Origin of the sequence: Anaeroglomus insulsum, assembly GCF_050689095.1 — a bacterium.
Classification (GTDB): Bacteria; Planctomycetota; Phycisphaerae; order Sedimentisphaerales; family Anaerohalosphaeraceae; genus Anaeroglomus; species Anaeroglomus insulsum.
The window spans coordinates 87,812-108,981 of sequence record NZ_JBOGCL010000010.1; the positions used below are offsets into that span (position 1 = coordinate 87,812).

13 protein-coding genes are annotated in these 21,170 nt (G+C 53.2%); 6 read left to right on the forward strand and 7 right to left on the reverse strand.

All coding sequences use genetic code 11. From position 1 onward, the window contains the following. Positions 1-38 precede the first annotated feature (38 nt). Positions 39-2,096, reverse strand: a complete 2,058-nt coding sequence (locus ACQ9LF_RS10000; protein WP_462489257.1) for a GLUG motif-containing protein — start codon at positions 2,094-2,096, stop codon at positions 39-41. A 139-nt stretch (positions 2,097-2,235) separates the two neighbouring features. Then, positions 2,236-3,117, reverse strand: coding sequence for a formylglycine-generating enzyme family protein (locus ACQ9LF_RS10005; protein ID WP_462489258.1), 882 nt, complete (start codon positions 3,115-3,117; stop codon positions 2,236-2,238). 558 nt (positions 3,118-3,675) lie between these two features. On the opposite strand from ACQ9LF_RS10005, the gene ACQ9LF_RS10010 reads away from it, so the two are divergent. The 3 genes from ACQ9LF_RS10010 (at position 3,676) to ACQ9LF_RS10020 (ending at position 10,147) form a co-directional block, all read left to right on the forward strand. Next, on the forward strand, positions 3,676-7,491 hold the full coding sequence (locus ACQ9LF_RS10010) for a glycoside hydrolase family 2 TIM barrel-domain containing protein (RefSeq protein WP_462489259.1): 3,816 nt from the start codon (positions 3,676-3,678) through the stop codon (positions 7,489-7,491). A 54-nt stretch (positions 7,492-7,545) separates the two neighbouring features. Further along, complete coding sequence (locus tag ACQ9LF_RS10015; RefSeq protein WP_462489260.1) at positions 7,546-7,959, forward strand: hypothetical protein; 414 nt, start codon at positions 7,546-7,548, stop codon at positions 7,957-7,959. 244 nt (positions 7,960-8,203) lie between these two features. Next, positions 8,204-10,147 (forward strand): hypothetical protein, encoded by a 1,944-nt coding sequence (locus ACQ9LF_RS10020; protein WP_462489261.1) that lies wholly within the window; start codon positions 8,204-8,206, stop codon positions 10,145-10,147. A 184-nt stretch (positions 10,148-10,331) separates the two neighbouring features. On the opposite strand, the gene ACQ9LF_RS10025 is transcribed toward ACQ9LF_RS10020, so the two are convergent. From ACQ9LF_RS10025 to ACQ9LF_RS10040, 4 genes are all read right to left on the reverse strand, one after another. After that, on the reverse strand, positions 10,332-11,456 hold the full coding sequence (locus ACQ9LF_RS10025; protein WP_462489262.1) for an anaerobic sulfatase maturase: 1,125 nt from the start codon (positions 11,454-11,456) through the stop codon (positions 10,332-10,334). Positions 11,457-11,465: 9 nt separating this feature from the next. Further along, positions 11,466-13,382, reverse strand: a complete 1,917-nt coding sequence (locus ACQ9LF_RS10030; protein WP_462489263.1) for an OPT family oligopeptide transporter — start codon at positions 13,380-13,382, stop codon at positions 11,466-11,468. Positions 13,383-13,468: 86 nt separating this feature from the next. After that, complete coding sequence (locus tag ACQ9LF_RS10035; protein ID WP_462489264.1) at positions 13,469-14,794, reverse strand: APC family permease; 1,326 nt, start codon at positions 14,792-14,794, stop codon at positions 13,469-13,471. A 31-nt stretch (positions 14,795-14,825) separates the two neighbouring features. Further along, entirely contained in the window at positions 14,826-15,680 is an 855-nt protein-coding gene (locus tag ACQ9LF_RS10040) for an O-methyltransferase (protein ID WP_462489265.1), read from the reverse strand. 168 nt (positions 15,681-15,848) lie between these two features. On the opposite strand from ACQ9LF_RS10040, the gene ACQ9LF_RS10045 reads away from it, so the two are divergent. From ACQ9LF_RS10045 to xylA, 3 genes are all read left to right on the forward strand, one after another. Continuing rightward, positions 15,849-16,664 carry a protein-L-isoaspartate(D-aspartate) O-methyltransferase gene (locus ACQ9LF_RS10045; protein WP_462489266.1) on the forward strand — a complete coding sequence of 272 codons (816 nt, stop codon included), beginning with the start codon at positions 15,849-15,851 and terminating at the stop codon, positions 16,662-16,664. Between the two features lie 191 nt (positions 16,665-16,855). After that, complete coding sequence (locus tag ACQ9LF_RS10050) at positions 16,856-18,352, forward strand: xylulokinase (protein ID WP_462489267.1); 1,497 nt, start codon at positions 16,856-16,858, stop codon at positions 18,350-18,352. Positions 18,353-18,461: 109 nt separating this feature from the next. Beyond that, positions 18,462-19,772, forward strand: coding sequence for a xylose isomerase (xylA, locus tag ACQ9LF_RS10055; protein WP_462489268.1), 1,311 nt, complete (start codon positions 18,462-18,464; stop codon positions 19,770-19,772). Positions 19,773-19,958: 186 nt separating this feature from the next. Here the strand turns inward: xylA and ACQ9LF_RS10060 are convergent, their stop codons facing one another. Continuing rightward, positions 19,959-21,035, reverse strand: coding sequence for a redoxin domain-containing protein (locus tag ACQ9LF_RS10060; protein WP_462489269.1), 1,077 nt, complete (start codon positions 21,033-21,035; stop codon positions 19,959-19,961). Positions 21,036-21,170 lie beyond the last annotated feature (135 nt).

Sequence of the window (21,170 nt, forward strand, 5' to 3'; positions counted from 1 at the left end):
ATGACATTGTCCGCCAAAATGAATGATTAGAAGAACCCTTAAATGTCTTCCATCCACTGCCCTGCAAACAGCACAAAATCCGCCATATCCACCGACCCGGATAGATCCATATCCGCACCGTCGCAATGATTCAACAGGCCGCAATCCGAAGCCAGCCATTGTCCCGCCAGATACTGCAAATCCTCAATCGCCACCCCATCCGGACACGCAAAATCACCCGCCAGCCGCTGCCATTGCAGCCGCGGATAATTGATCCCATCGCACATCGCCCAGGTCTCCGTAAAGTCCCACGGATACGTCGAGGCACTTTTCATCTGTGCTGTCGTCTTGCCGGCCACGCCGCCGGCATCTCCGCCGCCGACACCCACTGTCAGATGACAGGTCTGCGTATCCCAGAACAAATCAGACAACCACCCTGAACCGGAAATATTATATCCCAGCACTCCGCCCGCATTGGCAGGACAAACCACATCACCCATTGAATAGCACTGCCGAACAAAACCGAACCGCAGATACCCCACCAAGCCTCCCGCAATTGTCGTTGTCCCCGTCACGTCGCCGGTCGCATAGCAATCCACGATCGTCGAAGTCCAGTCTTCCATGAATCCCGCCAGCCCCCCAAGATACGACCTGCCACGAACCTCTGCACCCGCATAACAGGATTGAATCGTCCCGCCGTTGTGATGGTACCCCGCCAGCCCGCCAACCCACAAATCGCCAAGCACTGTCCCTTTGGTCTGACTCATCGAAATGGTTCCGCCATTGTTATCCCCCACCAGCCCGCCGCAATGGTAATACTCGCCCTCAACCACCCCCTCCGACCGACACCCGGCAATCGTCCCCTGATTCAGCCCGGCCAGCGCCCCCACAGACAACCGCCCTTGCACCAAAATCGCCTCAAGTCGGAGGTTCTCCACCCGGCCGCCCGCACCAATCGCCCCGAACAACCCCACAAAATCTTCGTTCGGCTGACTCATCACGATATATCGCAGCGTATGCCCCTGCCCATCCACAACACCCGTAAACGGCGTCCCCTCAAACTGATAATCCATCGATGCCACCATATCCGGCGCCACAGGCGTCAGCACCATCCCCGAAAAATCCAGGTCCGCCGTCACAATAAAATGCTTATCCCAGTCCCCCGCCACCCGCATCAGAGTCCGCCAATCCTCCGCACTGCGTATCTGGTATGGCTCCGCCTCCGTCCCCGCCCCCGCATACCGGGACGCACTCAGCAGCCGCGGATACCCATCCGCCGGCATCCACCACGTCCCTCCAAAATCCCAGCCAGAATAGGTCGATTGCATCTTCATCTCCGCCTGGGACTTGCCTGTTCCCACGGCACTGTTTTGCTGCTGCGAAGTATCCACATCCCAATAGCAGGATAAAACCGTGCTGGAAAAAGCCCACCCCACAAGCCCGCCGGCAAACGACTCACCGCCAACTAGTCCGGCCGAATAGCTGCTCTGGATCGTCCCAAACAGACAATACCCCGCCAGCCCACCGACAAATACTCCCCCTTTGACCGTACTTTCGGAATAGCACGAAGTAATCCTGTTCGCGCAGTATCCGGCCACTCCGCCCGCATACGACCCGGCAGCCTGACCGCTCGTATAACATGCTTCGATCGTTCCCCCATTATATCCCGCCAGCCCCCCAACATAATTTTGTCCCCCAAAACGGCCATTGACAACACCCAACCGATAAACCGCCCCCTCAGTGCCAATCCGGCCAAACAATCCGACATAATCCTGCCCCATCCGTTCAATCGATGCATTGGCAATCGTATGTCCATTCCCGTCAAACATCCCATCAAAAGAAAGGTCGATAGAATTCCCTTCGCCATCATCATAAGTCCCCCCAATCGGCTCAAAATCAATACCCTCCAAATCCAGATTCGTCTCAAGCCGAATATAAACGCCTGATGCCCAATACGGTACTGCGTTAGCTCTGTCCGCAAACACCATAAACTCACTGATCGAACGAATCAAATAAGGCTCCTGCTCCGACCCCGCCCCGTCCAAATAGGACTCCGCCACCGCCATGCCCGCTGTCAGAACAAACACAATGCTCAAATACATCACCAGACTTTTCATCACCTTGTCCCTTATCTGTCTTCAGTGGATAATTTTTTATTCCCGCGGAGGCGGGAATCCAGTTTCTCTATGAACTCCAAACTTCGAACTATGAACTCCAAACCCAATTTATATCTCCGCCTTCCAACCCTCAACACACTCATCGGCACACCCGGAAGCCCGTATTATGAGCCATCGCATCGCGTGCCAAATACAGCAGATATGAAATCTTACAGGAGCTGGCCGCCATATTCCAACTGCCGCCGCAAATATAGGAATTATTGAGATAATCGGTGCATGTCCACTCCCAGACATTGCCCGCCATATCGCACATGCCATAGCCATACACCCCAAAAACACCCACGGCTGACGTAGTGCCGACGGAACTGTTATAGTTGGCCATGGTGCTGTTGATGGTCGTTCCGCATCCATAGATATAGCTGCCGTCAAAATCGGCCACGGCCTGCCATTCGGCCAAACTCGGCAAACGCCAGCCATAATAGCCGCAAAATGCGCTCGCTCCATACCGGCTGACAAAATTAACCGGGTGACTTTCAAAACCGCTATCCACGGTAAATACACCGTCGGTGTAATGGATTCTGGCTGCCAGACTGGAATAAGTCCCGGCCAGATTATAATAGGCAGAACCTGCATAATCGATTCCGCCGTTGGACCCATTGGCGCCATAAACCTTGCTGCCGTTAACCATGATATCGCCGGAAGCCATCGCGGCATTGAGGAATTGACAGTACTGGATGTTGGTTGTTTCATACCGACTCATCTGCCCGGCAAATCCCGTCTCGGCTATGGAAACCCAGGTGATATCCGGAATAGCCCCCCCTTTCAGCAGCCATTCTGTGGACATCACAGCAAAATCATAAGAATCGTAAACCGTCAGCCACTGATCGGCCAATACGCCCAGATCCTCCAGATCCACTTCGCAGTCACCCGTCAAATCACTCGTCGGACATCCCCCATAAACCGGACAGAATAAAAACAGATACAGCGCCAGCAATATTGAGCCAAGACCTCGGTTAAACATAAACCCTCCGGAACAAAAATTCCTCATTTCGTATTTTAGAGCAAAAACATCCTTAATAGCCCTAATTTTAGATAATTTTACGCTGAATTTTACCTTATTCATCTGTCTAAATCCAACAATTTATCTATTTTTACAACATAATTGTTATAAAAACTTTTTTGTTTGCTATTCACTAATTTTTTTATTTATTTTTGCAATTTTCCTTCATATCCGACATATCTATAAGTTGGGCAGAGGGAGGCCCGCGGGAAGCAATTCCCGACCGAGTTCATAGTGTTTACTATGAACTCCGAACGATGAACAATGAACGTTGAAAGGAGGAGCAAATGACAGAAAAAACCAAACGAACCCAATTTTACCCTTTTCCTTTTTGCCTTTTTCCGTTTCCCTTTTTCCTTCTCTACGAAACGAACCCAATTATTCCTCTTCCTCCTCTCAAACAGATGAACTCTTGTTTTTACCCAAAAGACCGATATAATGCGAGTTTTTGTGGTGATCAGAAATAATGGTGTCAGTATTTTTCCCGACAGCAACAAAACTGGTTTAAGGAAGACGACAATGAACAGCAAAGGAATCACAAGCGTATTGGCAGGACTGATCATGACCTTAAGCATCCTCTCTCAGGCCGCCCCGGACTGGGAAAATCAGGCTGTTTTCGGCATCAACAAGCAAAAGCCCCATGCAACCCTGATGCCTTACGCCGACAAAGCGATGGCCGCCCAGTGCGACCGAACCGCAAGCCCCTACCGTAAAAGCCTTAACGGCAACTGGAAGTTTAACTGGGCCCCGAATCCTGAAAGCCGTCCCGCAGACTTCTACAAACCCGACTATGATGTTTCAAGCTGGAAGGAACTGCCCGTACCGAGCAACTGGCAGCTCCACGGCTACGGCATCCCGAATTATACCAATGTGACCTATCCATTTGCCAAGAATCCTCCCAGGGTAACAGACCAGCCCCCTGTGGATTATACCTCTTATAAATGGCGCAACCAGGTTGGCTCCTATCGGACCACCTTTACCGTTCCGTCCGACTGGAAAGGCCGGCAGGTGTTTATCTGCTTTGACGGTGTGGACTCGGCCTTCTATCTGTGGATCAACGGCCAGAAAGTCGGCTACAGCCAGGATAGTCGCACCCCCGCAGAATTCGACATTACCCAATATCTCAAGAATGGGGAAAACACCCTCGCCGCGGAAGTCTATCAGTTTTCTGACGGGTCTTATCTGGAAGACCAGGACTTCTACCGCCTCAGCGGGATTTATCGCAATGTCTTCCTGTACTCAGTTCCATCCGTACACATCCGTGATTTCTTTGTCCGCACCGACCTCGACGAGAATTATCGCGATGCAACAATGAAAGTCGAGATGGAACTGGTGAATTTCAGCAACACAGCCCAATCCGCTGTCGCCCAGATTGAACTGCTCACCAGCGACGGCAAGACCGCAACCACCATCAAGACCGAAGCTATTGACGTCATTGCGGGTCATAATATATTGAATAGCCCCACTGTCAAAATCCCGCAGCCCAAATTGTGGAGTGCCGAAAGCCCGAATTTGTACACCCTGGTCATCACCTTGTTTGACAAAAACAACAATGCTCTTGAGTACCTGTCCACCCGAGTCGGATTCCGCAAATCAGAAATCAAGGACGGCCAACTGTTAGTCAACGGCCAACCCATTTATATCAAAGGCGTCAATCGCCACGAACATGACCCCGACACAGGACATTATGTCAGCCGGGAATTAATGATTAAAGATATTCAACTGATGAAACAGCACAATATCAACACGGTCCGCACCTGCCATTACCCGGATGTGCCGGAGTGGTACGACCTGTGTGATGAATACGGCTTGTACATCATCGACGAAGCCAACATCGAATCCCATGGTATGGGTTACGGCAGAGAAAGTCTGGCCAAGCAGCCCGACTGGGCCGATGCCCACATGGACCGGATGCAGCGGATGGTCGAACGTGACAAAAATCATCCCTGCGTTATCATCTGGTCGCTGGGTAATGAAGCCGGCGACGGCCCGAATTTCGAAGCCACCAGTGCCTGGGCCAAGCAGCGGGATGGTTCCCGTCCGATTCACTATGAACAGGCCGGAGAACGCCCCCATACCGATATTGTTTGTCCGATGTATGCCTCGATTGAACACATGGTACGCTATGCCTCAAAAGCCCAGACGCGTCCGATGATTCAATGCGAGTATGCCCACGCCATGGGCAACAGCGTCGGCAATCTCCAGGATTACTGGGACGCCATTGAAAGCCATAAGCATCTTCAGGGCGGCTCCATCTGGGACTGGGTGGACCAGGGTCTGACCAAGAAAGCCGACCCGGTCATCATGATCAAAGACCGCAGCGGTCATGGCAATGACGCCAAAGTCTTTGGCACTCTTGCCGACGGCCCCCAGGGTCGCAAGGCGGTCAGCGGTTTTATGGCCATGGGGGACACCCCCAGCCTGAATATCACCGGTACCGAAATCACGGTGGAAGCCTGGGTCAAGCCGGAACCGGCTACCGACCACGGCCCGATCATCAGCAAAGGCGATTCGCAGTACGCCCTGAAAGTCAGCGGCGACGGCAAGAACCTGGAATTTTATATCTATGATTCCACCTGGCAGACCGTTTCGGCTCCCCTGCCGGCCAACTGGGTCGGAACCTGGCACCATGTCGCCGGCAGCTATGATGGCAAGGAACTGAAGGTCTTTATCGATGGCAAACAGGCCGGGGCAAGACCCTATACCGGCAGCATCCAATACAATGCCTATATTCCCATGATCGGTACTGACCACGAACACATGTGGCGTAACTCCAAAGGGGCCATTCGTCTGTTCAAAGGTCTGATTGGTCCGGTTCGCATCTATAACAAAGCCCTTGCCGCGGACCGTTTGAACCAATGGAATGCCGCACCTGACAGCTCCTGCGTGCTGGCATTGGATATGAAGGCCGATGACGTGCAGCGTACCGAAACCGCCAAGACGTTTATGGCTTACGGCGGGGACTGGGGGGACGTGCCGCACGACTGGAACTTCTGCTGCAATGGGCTGATTCAGCCGGACCGTACCATCAATCCCCATCTTCTGGAAGTCAAGAAAGTCTATCAGAACATCAAGGCGACTGGGGTCGATTTGACTGCAGGCAAGATTAATGTCAAGAATAAATACTTCTTCATCAATACGGATTTCACCGAAGCCCTGTGGGAATTGACAGAAAATGGCGTAGTCATTCAAAGCGGCTCTCTAGGCTCGCTGGATATTGCCCCGCAGACAACCAAAGAAGTGACTATCCCGCTCAAACAGTTCGCTCCCAAAGCCGCTGCGGATTATCAGTTGAAAATTTCCTTTGTGCTCAAAGAAAAGACCCTCTGGGCAGACAAAGGCCATGTCGTCGCCTGGGACCAGTTCGGGATGCCGTATGAAATCCCCAGTCCCGACGAAATCGCCGTGGATTCGATGGCCAACGTGGTTCTGGAAAACACGGATAAAGCCATTTCCATCCAGGGTAAGAACTTTGTCGTAACATTTAATAAAACCACCGGCCTGCTGGAAAGCTGGACGGTTGAAGGCAAATCCATGCTGGCTGCACCACTGACACCGAATTTCTGGAGAGCCGCGACCGATAACGACGATGGATATAATATGACCCAGAATAACGGCATCTGGAAAAACGCATATGTCAAAGGCAGCGTCAGCAGTGTTACGGCCAAGCAGCTTGCTCCGCAGGCGGTTGCCGTGGAGACTTCTGTGAAGCTGGCCGCGACCGGCAGTACTCAGCAGATTCGGTATGTGGTTTACGGCAGCGGAGACATCCTGGTCCAGAACCAGTTACAGGTTGCCCGGAATCTGCCGTTTGTGCCGCGATTTGGCCTGCAGGCTCAGATTCCCGGGGCATTCAAGGCGATGACGTGGTACGGGCGTGGTCCGGAAGAAAACTATGCCGACCGCAAGAGCGGCTATGCTGTAGGCCTCTACCATAAAGATGTGTACAATCCTCAATACCAATACATTCGTCCGCAGGAAAACGGCAACCATACCGATGTCCGCTGGGCATGCTGGACGGATGAAACGGGTTTTGGTATCCTGGCTGTGGGTCAGCCGATGATGAACACCAGCGCCTGGGGCTATACGCAGCAGGACCTGGAAATCGCCCGTCATCCGTATGAGCTGCTCAATCGGGATACGATTACTCTGAATCTGGATTATGGGCAGACGGGTGTCGGCGGCGATAACAGCTGGGGTGCTCGTCCGCACCGGCAATACACTCTGCAGGCCAACCAGACGTATCAGTACAGCTTCCGTCTGTGTCCGGTCCACAAAGGGGATATTTCCATGATCCAAAGTCTTGCAGACAAGGCCCTGCCTGCGGTAGAATAGCCGGCCATGGATGGTAATAGAAAGTACACTACTATGTTAATGAAAGGATTGTCTATGAAGCAAACAGCGATTGTGTTACTGATGGTTGGAATGGTGGTTTTGTGCGGCTGCGAAAATAAGCAGCTCAAGGATGCTCAGGCTCAGAATGCTCAGTTGAAAGCGGATGCGGAAAAGGCAAAAGCCGATGCTGCTGCGGCCGAAAGCAAGGTGGCTCAGATGGAAGCCAAACTGGCGGAGATGAAGAAAAAAGACCAGGAAACCCAGACCCAGGCTTTAAATTCCATCCGTACCATGCTCGAAAAGCAAGAGGCCAAGACCAAAGAGCTTAACGCCAAGATTGCTGAACAGGGTGAAACCATCAAGCAGAAAGACAGCCAAATCAAAACCCTGGAAAGCCAGCTGGCTGAGATGAAAGCTGCCGCCCAAAAAGCCCAGAATACGACAGAACAGCCGGCAGCCCAGCAGTAAATTAGACATATTGACTCCACTACCAAAAAGGCGAACGAAATCGTTCGCCTTTTTTTATTAAATCCCCCATGTTTCCTGTATTAAACTTTTTTGTAAGATATTGATTGGAATATACTTACAAACGAACATAAATTGTTTAAAACAAATTCTCTTGAATCCCCCTGTTAATCTAGGTACAATTTCATGCAAGGCTGTCGCTTTATGAATGTAGTCTATTAACTTATATTTCCGGAGGTAAATAGTGATGAAAAGTTGCATTCTGTATGCAGGTCTGTTTGCGTTTGTGTTTTTGGGCCAGGCGGTACTGGCTGAAGATCCCGATTTTGGTAATGATTACACCTCCGCATTTGCCATCAATGCAGACGGAAGCGTTACCTATGGGGAACTGGAAAGCGGAGGGTATGACTGGTTTACTTTCGACTGTCCCGGCATTACCCGTTTCCGAATTACGTTTGCCAACGGCGAACACAACTATAAACTGATTCGGGTGTTTCAGGCCAATGCATTCGGCGACCCGGTGGAGATCGATGCCTGGTGGCAAGGCAGTGTGTCGGGAGGATATCGCACCTATTACTTTGAATACGCCCGGCCCTGCTATCTTCGGGTTGAAAGCGACCCCGGTTCCTACAGCGTCAAAGTCGAAACGCTGGGGACTAATCCCGCTGATTCGTATGGGAATGACTGCAGCTCGGCAACCCCGATTGTTGTGAACGCCCCGGCAACCCTGGGAACACTGGATCACAATAATCCCATCAGTGATGACCATGACTGGTTTGTTTTTTCGACTGAGGCACTCCATACGTATCACATCCGCCTTTGGTATCTGGATAACTGCAAGGTGTGGTTTTATGCCATGAACAATTCCTGCAGCACGCAGATTTACGGTGCTACAACGGATATGACCATGACATCATGGTATGGGGAGGATGTTAAGATTCATGTACAAGGCGATGTGAATCGGACCGGCAATCTGTACTGGCTGGAGGTTACGGATATCGGAACCTACCCGGATGACCACGGCAATACCTGGGATGTCAGCACTCCAATTCCTGCCGACGGCACCAAAATTGAAGCCAAAATTGACTACAATGCCACGGTGTACAGCGATATTGACTGGTTTACCTTCACACCCCAGGCTCATTCGAAATATGATATTACCTTTGCCAACGGCGAAAACAACTATAAACTGATTCGGGTGTATCAGGTCAATGCATTCGGCGACCCGGTGGAGATCGATGCCTGGTGGCAAGGCGGTGTGTCGGAAGGATTCCACACCCATTACTTTGAATATGCCCGGCCCTGCTACCTGCAAGTTGACTCAGATGGCGGGCGGTACAGCTTTGATGTCCAGTATATCGAAACCGAGCTGCCGGATACCTATTCCAACTCCTGCACCACTCCGACTGAGATTGCTGCGGATGGACAGGGTGTAATCGGAACACTGGACCATACGAATCCCTATGATAATGACTGGTTTGTATTCCACACCCAGCCGCTGCATCAGTACCAGATTCAGCTTGGCTACCTGAATAACTGCAATGTGTGGTTTGAGGTGTACAGCGCCGAATGCGGCAACGTCTATGGCCAAACCACCAATATGACCCTGACTTCGTGGAAAGGGGAAGACTATAAAATCCGCGTCAATGGCGATACAGCCCGTGTTGGTAATTACTATACACTAACGGTCACCGATATCGGGACTTATCCCGACGACCACGGCAATGTCTCGGCGGAAGCCACTGCAATTCCCAAAGACAACACGCCGGTGCCGGGTTCCATCAACTATACTTCCACCATCAATTCCGACCTAGACTGGATGACTTTTGTTGCGGGTCAGGAGGGGGATTATCAGTTTACCCTGGAAAATACCGTGAACAACTGGAAGCTGATGCGGATTTATTATGAAGATGAGGCTGGACATGTGTATGAAATGGCGGCTTTCTGGGTCGGTGGGATTACCAGCGTGACCCATACGTATCACCTGTTGCCTCGGCGACATTTCATTCGGATTGAAAGTGATCTGGGCGAGTATTTTGTCCGTGTGCTGTCGCCGGAACCGCGCTGCGGCGATCTGGACCACCCGATTATGGCCGGCGACGTCAATAAAGACTGCCGGGTGAATCTGGACGATTTGGCGATGATGGCGGCCAACTGGCTCCAGTGCAATCACCCGACTTCCTGTCAGTAATTACTGCGGTACTATCCGTTCCGCTGGTTGAAACCCAAAGCCCCACGGATGACAATATAAAGGCTGTGCGAGGAGACCTCGCACAGCCTGTTTTTTTGAATGCCTGTCCGGAGGCTTACGCCTCCGGCTATGAAACTTATGAACCCTTCGGGTCAAAATAGCAGACTGGTTCCTAAAGAGCCGTTCATGATATCTTTCTGCCCTGCTGGAGTTTGACGGCCAATTCACGCAACCTGGGCATGGCGTGGGCAAAAAACTGCTTATAGCCAGCGCATAAATACGAAGGCACAGTGATGTTGTCGGACAGCATCCTGCGGTCTTTGGGACAGCCGCCGCGACAGACGTCCAGATAACGGCAGATGAGACAGGAGTTATTCAGTTTGGCTTTGCGGTAGGAAAATTCCCGCTTGACGGAACTGACAGCCAGCCGCTCGATGGGGGTTTCCATGATATTGCCCAGACGATACGGCGTTTCGACATAGAAATCGCAGCAATAGGCGTCGCCGTTGTGCTCGATCACGATATAATCGTTGCAATAGGGGCCGAAGGTACATTCGGTGTGGCCACGACCGAGGAGATAGGATAACAGGCTGTCGAACAGGCGGATGCTCAGTTTGGTCGGGCCGTACTCCAGCCAGCGGTCAAAGATCCGGCACATAAAAACGCCGTATTCTTCGGGGGTGATGCTATAGGGGGCAGGGTTTCCTGCAGCCGGGTCTTTTTCGATACACTGAATAAACTGCAGGTAGCGAATGCCAAGGCCGGTGAAGAAATCAAAGAGCTGGTCGGGGCATTTCACGTTGCGGTCATTGAGCAGGACCAGGATATTGAATTCGACCCCGTTTTTGCGGCACTGATCGATACCGGCCATGACGCGCTGCCAGGTACCATGACCTGCTCGATCCTGTCGGTAGTAGTCGTGAAATTCCTGCGGGCCATCGAGACTGATGCCAGCCAGAAAATGATGTTCGGACAGGAACGTACACCACTCTTTATCCAGCAGAATACCATTGGTTTGCAGGGAGTTGGTGACGACCTGGCCGGGGGTGGCGTATTGTTTCTGGAAACCGACAACTTGCTTGAAAAAATCCAGCCCCATCAGCGTCGGTTCACCGCCCTGCCAGGCAAAACAGCTATTGGCCAGACGCAGCTGGAGATAGCTTTTGACCAGATGCTCCAGAACCTGTCGGCTCATGCGGTGTGCATTGGTGCCGAGCAACTCAGTCTTGCCTGAATAAAAACAATACTGACAGGCAATATTACAGTCCGGGCCAGTGGGTTTAATGAGCAGGGTAAAGGGCCTTGCCATATTGGACTCCTATGATTCGGAGGGTTTGATCGCGGCCCGATAAAGCAGCCAGCAGATACCCAGTAAACAGACGATACCAGCCATTGGGCCGATCAGGCCTGCGTTTTTGATCAGAGGCATTTTTTCTTTGACACCGGGCAGGACATAGGGGATGGCCAGCAGGATGCCGATGAGGGCTTCGCCGGTAATCAGGCCGGAGGCAGCCAGCAGACCCATGCCGCCTTCCTTTTCGAACTCTGTTTTAGGGGTCCTGTTGCGCCGCACCCGTCCGGCCGCAAAATGCAGCAGGCCGCCGAGGAAAATGGCCACGGACAACTGGAACGGCAGATAAATGCCGATTGCAACGGCCAGGATGGGCAAGCGGAAGGTACTATTACGAGCCTTGAGCCACAGGTCGCAGGCAATAATGCCAGCCGCCACAACCATGCCGATGAAAATCATCGTCCAGGGCAGGTTGCCCGCAAAGACACCTTTGGCAATGGAGGCCATGAGGTTGGCCTGGGGGGCGGAGAGAGCTTTTTCGCCGGCACCGACAGCACCGGCAAAACCATAGGCATGATTGAGCAGGGCCATGACCGGACCGACAATAACAGCTCCAGCCAGGGTACCGATAATCTGCAAAGTTTGCTGACGCCAGGGGGTTGAGCCGATGATGTGACCGGTTTTGAGGTCCTGCATGTTATCGCCGGCGATGGCGGCGGCACTGCATACCACACTGCCAACGATGATGGCGGCGGCGGGACCACTGAGGGAGCCTTTGCCCATCAGACCCAGCAACAGCAGCGAGCAGAACAAGACGGTGGCAATGGTGACGCCGGAAATGGGGTTGTTGGAGGAGCCCACCAGTCCGGCCATGTAGCCGGCTACTGCGGAGAAAATAAAGGCGGCACCAACCATGCAAACGGCCATAGTCAGCGAGACGGAGGTGCTTTTGATGAATACTTCATACAAAACAAACAATGGAACAACAGACACCAACGTCAGTCCCAGTACCCACGTCATGGGGATATCTTTTTCGGTTCGGTCAACCTGCTGCCGGCCGGGAGAGGCCTGTGTATAGGCACGCAGGCCGCTGAAAACACCCGACAGGAGGGTGCGACGCATCTGGAAGATGGTCCAGAATCCGCCGATGACCATGGCGCCAACGCCGATGTAGCGGGTGTGTGATTTCCAGATGGCATAGGCGGATTCGACGACATCCGGGCCAGCGGAAGAATCCGTCAGGAGGGCATACAGGGGGATGGCAACCAGCCAGTTCATCGCCCCGCCGACGAAAATCAGAACCGCGATATTGAGGCCGACGATAAAGCCGACGCTGATGAGGGCGGGACTCAGGCCGATGCCGCCGTAAAGAACCCAGCCGGAAAGGCGGGTGGCCCCTTCCATGGCTTCTGGCCAGAGGCCGACGCCGAGGTTTGCGGTTTTATAAATCGCCCCTGCGATGGCGGTTTTGATCAGGATGGCAAGTCCCCTGCCGCCCTTCTGGCCGGCTTCAAGGACTTCGGCGGTGGCGACGCCTTCGGGGAACTGGAGTTTTTCCTGGATAATCAGCGAGCGGCGAAGCGGAATGGTAAACAGCACGCCCAGCAGACCGCCAAGGCCGCATAAGAGGGTAACATAGAGAAAGTTCATCTCTGTCCAGAATCCGAGAATCAGCAGGGCCGGCAGTGTAAAAATGGCGCCGGCGGCGACGGATTCGCCCGCGGAGGCGGCGGTCTGGACGAGGTTGTTTTCGAGGATAGAGGCCTTACGCAACATCCGGAACAGGCCCATCGAGACGACGGCGGCCGGAATGGAGGCCGAGACGGTCATGCCGGCAAACAGGCCCAGATACGCATTGGCGGCCGACAGAATCATGGCCAGCACGATTCCGAGGATTACGACTCTGAGAGTCAGCTCCGCAACAGGTTCATTTTGCTGATTCATCGGTTCTCCCTAATAAGCGATTCAACAGGGGCATTTATACCGTAAAAGCGGGGTCCTGTCCAGAGAAGAGTAAATCCCCGAAGAGCTTATCTGTCCGGGCGGGGGTGTTTTTCGGCGAAACCGTATATCAGCAGACCGGCCAGAAGCGACGTCAGCAGAACGATGAGGCTGACGGGTTTGATTGCCAGAGCATAAGTCATGGAACTGTAGATCAGGAAGGCACATACTGCACTGAAAATCAACGGCGTGAGGGGATAGGCGGTGACTTTGTAGGGGCGGTCAAGATGGGGGTCTTTGAAGCGAAGGACAATCACCGATATTGAGGTGGCCAGGTAGAAGGCATACACTGCTGCGGCGGTGTAGAGGATGGCATCGATATAACCGCCGAATACCAGAATCAGGATCAGGGCAATCAGGCCCTGAACGGCCAGGGCCGGGGCCGGTGTGCCTCGTTGGGGGTTCCAGCTGCCCAGCAGGCGGAACATACGGTATTCGCTGCCGAGGGCATAGGAGATGCGTGCACCGGTGAAAATCAGGCCGTTGAGCGCTCCGAGAGCGGAGATGCAGACCAGGGCGCTGATGAGCCGGGAGCCGGCTTCGGGGAAGACGGCGGCGAGGGTGTCGCTGGCCGGGGCTTCGGAAGCGGCCAGACCGGAATAGCCGAGGGTAACAAGAAAGGCCCCGTTGACCAGAAGATACAACAGCATCACGGCTGCAGTGCCGGCCACGAGAGCACGGACGATATTTTTACGGGGATTTTTGACCTCGGCGGCTACATAGGCCATTTCGTTCCAGCCGCCGTAGGCGAACAGGACAAAAATGAGGGCCAGACTTGCCGGCAGCGGCTCGACGGGCTTGGCCGGGGCGGTATTGGCGGGTGCGGTGACAGCGACGGCGACGATGGCCAGGAGGCCAAGGGCTTTGACGGTTGTCAGGAGGTTCTGGGTGCCTTTGCCCTGCCGGATGCCGAGCATATTGATTGCGGTCAGAGCGATGACGGCGATGGCAGCAAACAGACGCTGGCTGATTTGGGGGAAGTCGGCCAGCGGATCGACCATGCGTCGGCCATACGTCGCAAAGGCAAAGGCCATGACGGCGATATCGCCGGGACGGACGATGACCAATTGGGCCCAGCCAAACAAAAAGCCCGCCGGTCGGCCATAGGCTTTGGTCAGATAGACATAGTCGCCGCCGGTGTGTTCGGGGTAGGCCGAGGCCAGTTCGGCATAGCTTAAGGCTCCGCAGAATGAAAGCAGGCCGCCAAGAATCCAGAGGGCCATCACGCCCCAGGCTGAGCCGGCGCCCTTGGCAATATCCGGGGCCATCTGATAGACGCCGGCGCCGATGATAATGCCGACGATGATGCAGGTCGAATCAAACAGCGACAGCGCTCTTTGGGGCGATGCTTGCATGGCTTTCTTTCATTGATTCTGCATACGGCGTTTATCTCTTCTTGAGGGTCAGGCTGACGCCGGAGCGAACAATGGTCTCGAGGGCGGGATTGGTGGTAATGGCCTCGATAAAACGGGGGTCGGCACTGCCGGGGGTGATATTGTGAGCGATAATCAGTCCGCCCGGACGCAGCTGGGGCAGGAGCTTGTTGAGGTAATCGATGTAACCTTCTTTGTCGGCGTCGAGAAAAACGATGTCCACGGGGTCTTTGAACTGGGTGAGCTTTTCGTGGGCATCTCCTTCGATGACGGTGATGATATCCGCTAACCCGGCCTTTTTGAAATTAGCACGAGCGGCAGCGGCACGACCCGCATCGATTTCATAGGTGGTCAGTTTGCCGCCGGTCTTCTGGAGGGCCATACCCAGCCAGATGGCGGAATAGCCCGTCGAAGTGCCCAGCTCGACAACCTGTTTGGCATTTGTGGACTCGGCCAGCAAACGCAGCAGGCGGCCATCGTTTTGGGGTACATTCAGATAGCGCTGGTTGGTGATAATATCATCCAGAACCGTGAGGATGTTTTTTTCATTTTCATCTTTGGGGATGGGGGCCTTTTCATATCCTGAATCCGACTGAGCGGAACTAAACTGACGCCCTGAGCCTCGCTGTCTTTGCGGGGGTGGTCCGCCGGCAGACGGCTGGAAGGCTTCCGGACGCTGTTTGGCCTGCTGAATCAGTTGACCGATTTTATCCTGATTATTGCTCTGATAGGCCTGTTCCAGGTCGGCCAGCCAGGAGGTGAATCCCTGATTGGTTTGCGCGGGGCCGGGTTGGGTTTGGGCTGCGTAAAGCAGACACACTACGGTGGTACCAAGAATGAGGGCTGCTGATTTGAGAGATGTCTTCATACGGTTTCCTTTCCGGTGTTTAACATCGACCTATATTTCGACAAAGCGGCTCTGGTATGCGAAACATTCCTATTGTATCGCTTTGCGACATCATAAGCAATGGGCAGGTACGCTATTTTTGCTTGCACCGGCGGTGATAAACCCGCTACAATAAAGTCAGGTGAAGCTATGAAAACCATTTCCTTTCGAGTGATGATCTGTTTTGCAGGATGCCTGTTCTTGTCCTGCCGGGGGGATGCGGGTGATCACACCACAACCAATTCAGATAAGTCGAGCCTTGAACTCCAGAAGTCAGTCCAGCAGGCCGAGCCGAATCAATTGCCGGCCTGGAACCGCCCCCGGTCTCAGGAACGTCAGCAGGAACGAAAACAAATGGTCAGCGAAATTCGCCACTATTACAAGCTCAATGCTCCCAAGGTTCTGGAGGCGATGCAGCATGTGCCGCGGCATTGGTTTGTGCCAGCCGAGCAGCAGGTCAACGCCTATGTCGATTCTCCCCTGCCGATTGGGTATGACCAGACCATTTCACAGCCATTTATCGTGGCGTTTATGACCAGCGTACTGGCCCTGGATCCCAACAGCCGGGTGCTGGAGATTGGGACTGGTTCGGGATATCAGGCAGCGGTACTGAATGAATTCACTCCGCATGTATTCAGCATTGAAATTATCAAGCCTCTGGGGGAACGGGCGATTGAGGTCTTCAAAAAATACAAATACAACACCATTCGAGTCAAGATTGGCGATGGGTATCAGGGGTGGCCGGAACATGCGCCGTTTGACGCGATTATCGTTACCTGTGCCCCGGACAAAATCCCTGAGCCGCTGCTGGCCCAGCTCAAGCCCGGCGGGAAGATGATCATTCCGGTTGGCGAACAGAGGGATGGCCAGCAACTGATGCTGGCAACCAAAGACTCTCAAGGCAAGATAAGCAAGCGTTCGATGATGCCGGTTCGTTTTGTTCCATTGACACGCGAAAAAAAGTAATATGCCATGGCCAGTTTTTCAGCCCGAAATCCACCCCTGAGACGATGTGTTCACCGGGCAGCATTTCGGCCTTGCTGATGATTGTTTGAAATTTACCACCGGCCAACTTCAGACTTGACTTTTAAGGCTTTGGTCTTAGGCTGTGGGAATCTGTAATGGTAGATTAAGCCTGTTTAACGGAGAGTCTGATTATGTATCTGCTCGGTTATGATTGCGGCACCTCATCGGTGAAAGCGACACTTCTGGACGCCCAGACGGGCAAGCCCGTGGCGGCCTGTTCCTGGCCTCAGACGGAAATGCCTATCAGCAGTCCCCAGCCGGGGTTTGCCGAGCAGGACCCGCAGATGTGGTGGGAGGCACTGAAAGGGGCAACAGCCCGGGTGCTGAGTGAGTCAAAAGTCCGCCCTGCCGACATCAAGGCGATTGGCATCAGCTACCAGATGCACGGACTGGTGTGTGTGGATCGATCGATGGCGGTGATTCGTCCGTCGATTATCTGGTGCGACAGCCGTGCGGTGGGCATCGGGCAAAAGGCCGCCGAGGGGATCGGCAGTCAGACGTGCCTGAAATATATGCTGAACCTGCCGGGCAATTTTACGGCCGGGAAGCTCAAATGGGTCAAGGATAACGAGCCGGCACATTTCAAGCGGATATTTAAAATCATGCTGCCGGGGGATTGGGTCGCAATGAAAATGACCGGGCAGGCGGTAACTACCGCGTCGGGCCTGTCGGAAATGATTTTGTGGGATTTTGTCAATCGCAAGCCGGCGGATATTTTGATGCAGTATTATGGATTTGAACCGTCGCTATTGCCGGACCTGGTACCCACGTTCGGGATGCAGGGGCAACTGACTGCAGCGGCAGCGGCCGAACTGGGACTCCAGCAGGGAACACCCGTAACTTATCGGGCCGGTGACCAGCCGAACAATGCCCTATCGCTGAATGTGCTGAATCCGGGAGAAATTGCCGCGACTGCAGGAACCAGCGGCGTGGTTTATGGCATCTCAGACAAAGCTGCGTATGATCCCCAATCGCGTGTCAATGCGTTTTTACATGTCAATGACTCCCCTGCCGCGGCTCGCAACGGCGTTCTGCTTTGCGTCAACGGGGTCGGACGTCTCAATAGCTGGCTGAAGCATACGGTGATGGGCGGTAAGGATTACCCGGAAATGAATGCGATGGCGGCCAAAATCCCCGTCGGTTCCGAGGGGCTGGTGGTTTTGCCGTTTGGCAACGGCGCCGAACGGACGCTGGAAAACAAGAATATCGGGGCTTCGGTGCATCATCTGGCACTGAATACGCATCAGCTCGGGCATCTGCTGCGGGCATCGCAGGAAGGGATCGTGTTTGCTCTGAACTATGGTCTGGAGATTATGAACACAATGGGCCTGCGGATTGAGACGGTACGGGCAGGCAAGGCCAATATGTTCCTGTCGGACATCTTCGCCAAGACGTTTGCCACATTGACGGGCGCAACGGTGGAGCTGTATAACACGGATGGCTCGCAGGGGGCGGCGCGCGGGGCCGGTCTGGGGGCCGGGATTTATCGAACCCCCTCGGAGGCCTTTGCCAGCCTGAACAAACTGGAGACGATTGAGCCGGATGCAGGGACAGCCAAGGCCTGTAAAGACGCTTATGGACGATGGAAACAAACGCTGGCGATGGTGCTGGCAGGCAATCGTGTTTAATATTTACCAGTACACGGTTTTAAATGTGTCGGTATCCGGATTATGGGATATAATGCCGACTCAGTGAAACAACAAATATCAATTAAAGAGTTAAATTCTGGAGGTTACAATGACAGAGTTCTTCCCGGAGGTCAAAAAGATCAAATACGAAGGCCCCAAATCCAAAAATCCGCTAGCCTTCAAACACTACAACCCCAAAGAAAAAGTGCTTGGCAAGACCATGGCCGACCATCTGCGATTTGCGGTGTGCTACTGGCATTCCTTTAAAGGGCTGGGGGCAGACCAGTTCGGTGCCAATACCATTGTTCGCAGCTACAATAATGCCTCGGATCCCATGCAGAGGGCTGAGCAGACGATGTATGCGGCATTTGAATTTTTCGGCAAACTTGGGGTCAATTACTGGTGCTTCCACGACCGGGATATCGCTCCAGAAGCGGACAATCTTGCCGAAACCAACAAACGGCTTGACCAGATTGTTAAACTGGCTAAGAAGCTTCAGAAGGATACCGGTATCAAATGCCTTTGGGGCACGACGAATGCGTTTTCGCATCCCCGTTTTATGGCCGGAGCGGGCACCAATCCCAATCCGCACGTATTTGCCTATGCGGCCAGCCAGATTAAAAAGGCCATGGAAATCACCAAGGAACTTGGCGGTGAAGGGTATGTGTTCTGGGGCGGACGTGAAGGCTATGACACGCTGCTGAATACGGATATGGGGCGGGAGCTGGACCATATGGCCATGCTGCTGCATCTGGCGGTGGAGTATAAGAAGAAAATTGGATTCAAAGGTCAATTGTATATTGAACCCAAGCCCAAAGAACCCACCAAGCATCAATACGACTTTGATGCAGGCAACTGTCTGGCCTTTTTACAGAAATACGATCTCCTGCCGCATTTCAAGATGAATATTGAGGCGAATCATGCCACCCTGGCAGGTCATACCTTCCACCACGAACTGGCATTCTCGGCAGCCAATGGGATTCTGGGTTCGGTGGACGCCAACCGCGGCGACCTGCTGCTGGGCTGGGATACCGACCAATTCCCGACCGATATCTATGATACCGCGTTGGCGATGTATATTATTCTCAAGGCAGGCGGCTTCACAACAGGCGGATTGAATTTTGATGCCCACGTACGTCGTCAGTCGATCGATAATGTGGACCTGTTTTATGCTCATATTGGAGCCATGGATGCCTTTGCTCGCGGCTTGAAGATTGCGGCCAGGTTGATCAAAGATAAGGTTCTGGACAAGGCGATCCAGAAACGATATGCCGGGTGGGATACTCCATTTGGCAAACAGATTGAATCCGGTAAGATGGACTTCGTCAAACTGGAGAAGTATATTCTGGAAAACGGTGAGCCGAAGCTGCAGTCCGGCCGCCAGGAATATCTGGAAAATATTCTCAATGAGTATATCTGAGTCAACCGGAATATTCGTCTGATTGATCGCAGACCATAACTCAGTTGCCCCGTTTTTTTGTGATTCAAGAGAACGGGGTTTTTTATGGACAGCCCCTGATTCGGCTTGTTTGTTGTGAACAAAACATCCGATCAGGGGTGTTGTTTATTGGCTTTTTATCTGCATCCGCTTTTTGTCCGCACGTGATCAGAATGATGGACTCCGTGCGGCATTAAACTCGTTGAGGCGAGTCTGGAGCTCGGCCTGCAGCTGCTTGTTGTTGTCTGCCAGCTGGACCGCTTGGGTCTGGGCGTCAATCGCTTCTGCAACCTTACCGTTTTTAAAAAGCGCCAGTGCATACGTATCCAACACAACGGCTTCTTTGCCTTCGGTTAGACTATTGGCCTTTTCGGCCAGTTTCAAGGCTGTTGGATAATCCCGGCTGGCTTCGTCAAGTTCTGTCAGCATAAACCATGCGATCTGGTTGAGAATGTCGGCAGAAGCAGCCTCGATGAGCTTATCGGCTACGGGACGGGTCTGTTCAACCGGCTTGCCGCCTGTGAGGCTGGTAATATATTCCTTCATCAACGTCTGAACCTGGCGCTGCTGGGCCTGGCGTTGGGCCCTGGTGTTGGCATAGGCCGCTATATCAAATGTTCCTGCGAAGACCTGTGTGAGGACCTCCTCCATCTCGGCCAGCGGATGCCCATACCAGACGACCTTTCCCTGACCATCCACAATAAATGCCGTTGGAATACCGCGCTGCTCGTAAGCTTTCATATAGCCAGCTTCAACAGTTCCAGTGGTATCTACAGCCACGGTGTAATCCATATTGTCGCCCTGCTCGGCAACAAATGCTTTGACCTTGTCGAGACTTTTTGCTTCATTGGAGATACCGACCACCGTAAGCCCCTGGTCCTTGAATTTTTTCTGGACTTCGGTCAGATGCGGGATTGTCGCTTTGCAGGGACCGCACCAGGTTGCCCAAAATTCGACAACATAAACCTTACCTGTCTGAAAAACCACCGGTTCCCCTTTGATCCAGGTTAAACCGTCCAGCTTGACGGCCGGCTGACCCACCTGAGCTTTGCCTTGAATCGTAACAGGGGCAGCATCCGGGGTTGGGGCCTTTTCGACGGGTTTTACGGGAACCGCAGGCACAGCCTGTGTGGATGATGAAGAAGACTGAGCCGGTGCAGGCTCTTTCTTGCTGCAGCCAATCATTATCAAAACGAAAGTTACGCATACCAAAACTCGCAACACGAAAAATGTGATATTATCCATCCTGTTTATCCTTTTTGCACAGAATAATCGTAATCTGTTCCGGGCCTTTAAACGCAAGGCACCACGTGGATGTCTTCTATACGAATCCCTGCATTTAAGCAAGTTATTTCGCGATACGATTGCTGTCCCTACCAG

Coding starts and splice junctions, on each gene's coding strand:
- ACQ9LF_RS10030 (WP_462489263.1), bottom strand. CDS start 13,382: ATGAATCAGCAAAATGAACCTGTTGCGGAGCTGACTCTCAGAGTCGTA.
- ACQ9LF_RS10035 (WP_462489264.1), bottom strand. CDS start 14,794: ATGCAAGCATCGCCCCAAAGAGCGCTGTCGCTGTTTGATTCGACCTGC.
- ACQ9LF_RS10045 (WP_462489266.1), top strand. CDS start 15,849: ATGAAAACCATTTCCTTTCGAGTGATGATCTGTTTTGCAGGATGCCTG.
- ACQ9LF_RS10010 (WP_462489259.1), top strand. CDS start 3,676: ATGAACAGCAAAGGAATCACAAGCGTATTGGCAGGACTGATCATGACC.
- ACQ9LF_RS10025 (WP_462489262.1), bottom strand. CDS start 11,456: ATGGCAAGGCCCTTTACCCTGCTCATTAAACCCACTGGCCCGGACTGT.
- ACQ9LF_RS10005 (WP_462489258.1), bottom strand. CDS start 3,117: ATGTTTAACCGAGGTCTTGGCTCAATATTGCTGGCGCTGTATCTGTTT.
- ACQ9LF_RS10020 (WP_462489261.1), top strand. CDS start 8,204: ATGAAAAGTTGCATTCTGTATGCAGGTCTGTTTGCGTTTGTGTTTTTG.
- ACQ9LF_RS10015 (WP_462489260.1), top strand. CDS start 7,546: ATGAAGCAAACAGCGATTGTGTTACTGATGGTTGGAATGGTGGTTTTG.
- ACQ9LF_RS10040 (WP_462489265.1), bottom strand. CDS start 15,680: ATGAAGACATCTCTCAAATCAGCAGCCCTCATTCTTGGTACCACCGTA.
- ACQ9LF_RS10000 (WP_462489257.1), bottom strand. CDS start 2,096: ATGAAAAGTCTGGTGATGTATTTGAGCATTGTGTTTGTTCTGACAGCG.
- ACQ9LF_RS10060 (WP_462489269.1), bottom strand. CDS start 21,035: ATGGATAATATCACATTTTTCGTGTTGCGAGTTTTGGTATGCGTAACT.
- ACQ9LF_RS10050 (WP_462489267.1), top strand. CDS start 16,856: ATGTATCTGCTCGGTTATGATTGCGGCACCTCATCGGTGAAAGCGACA.
- xylA (WP_462489268.1), top strand. CDS start 18,462: ATGACAGAGTTCTTCCCGGAGGTCAAAAAGATCAAATACGAAGGCCCC.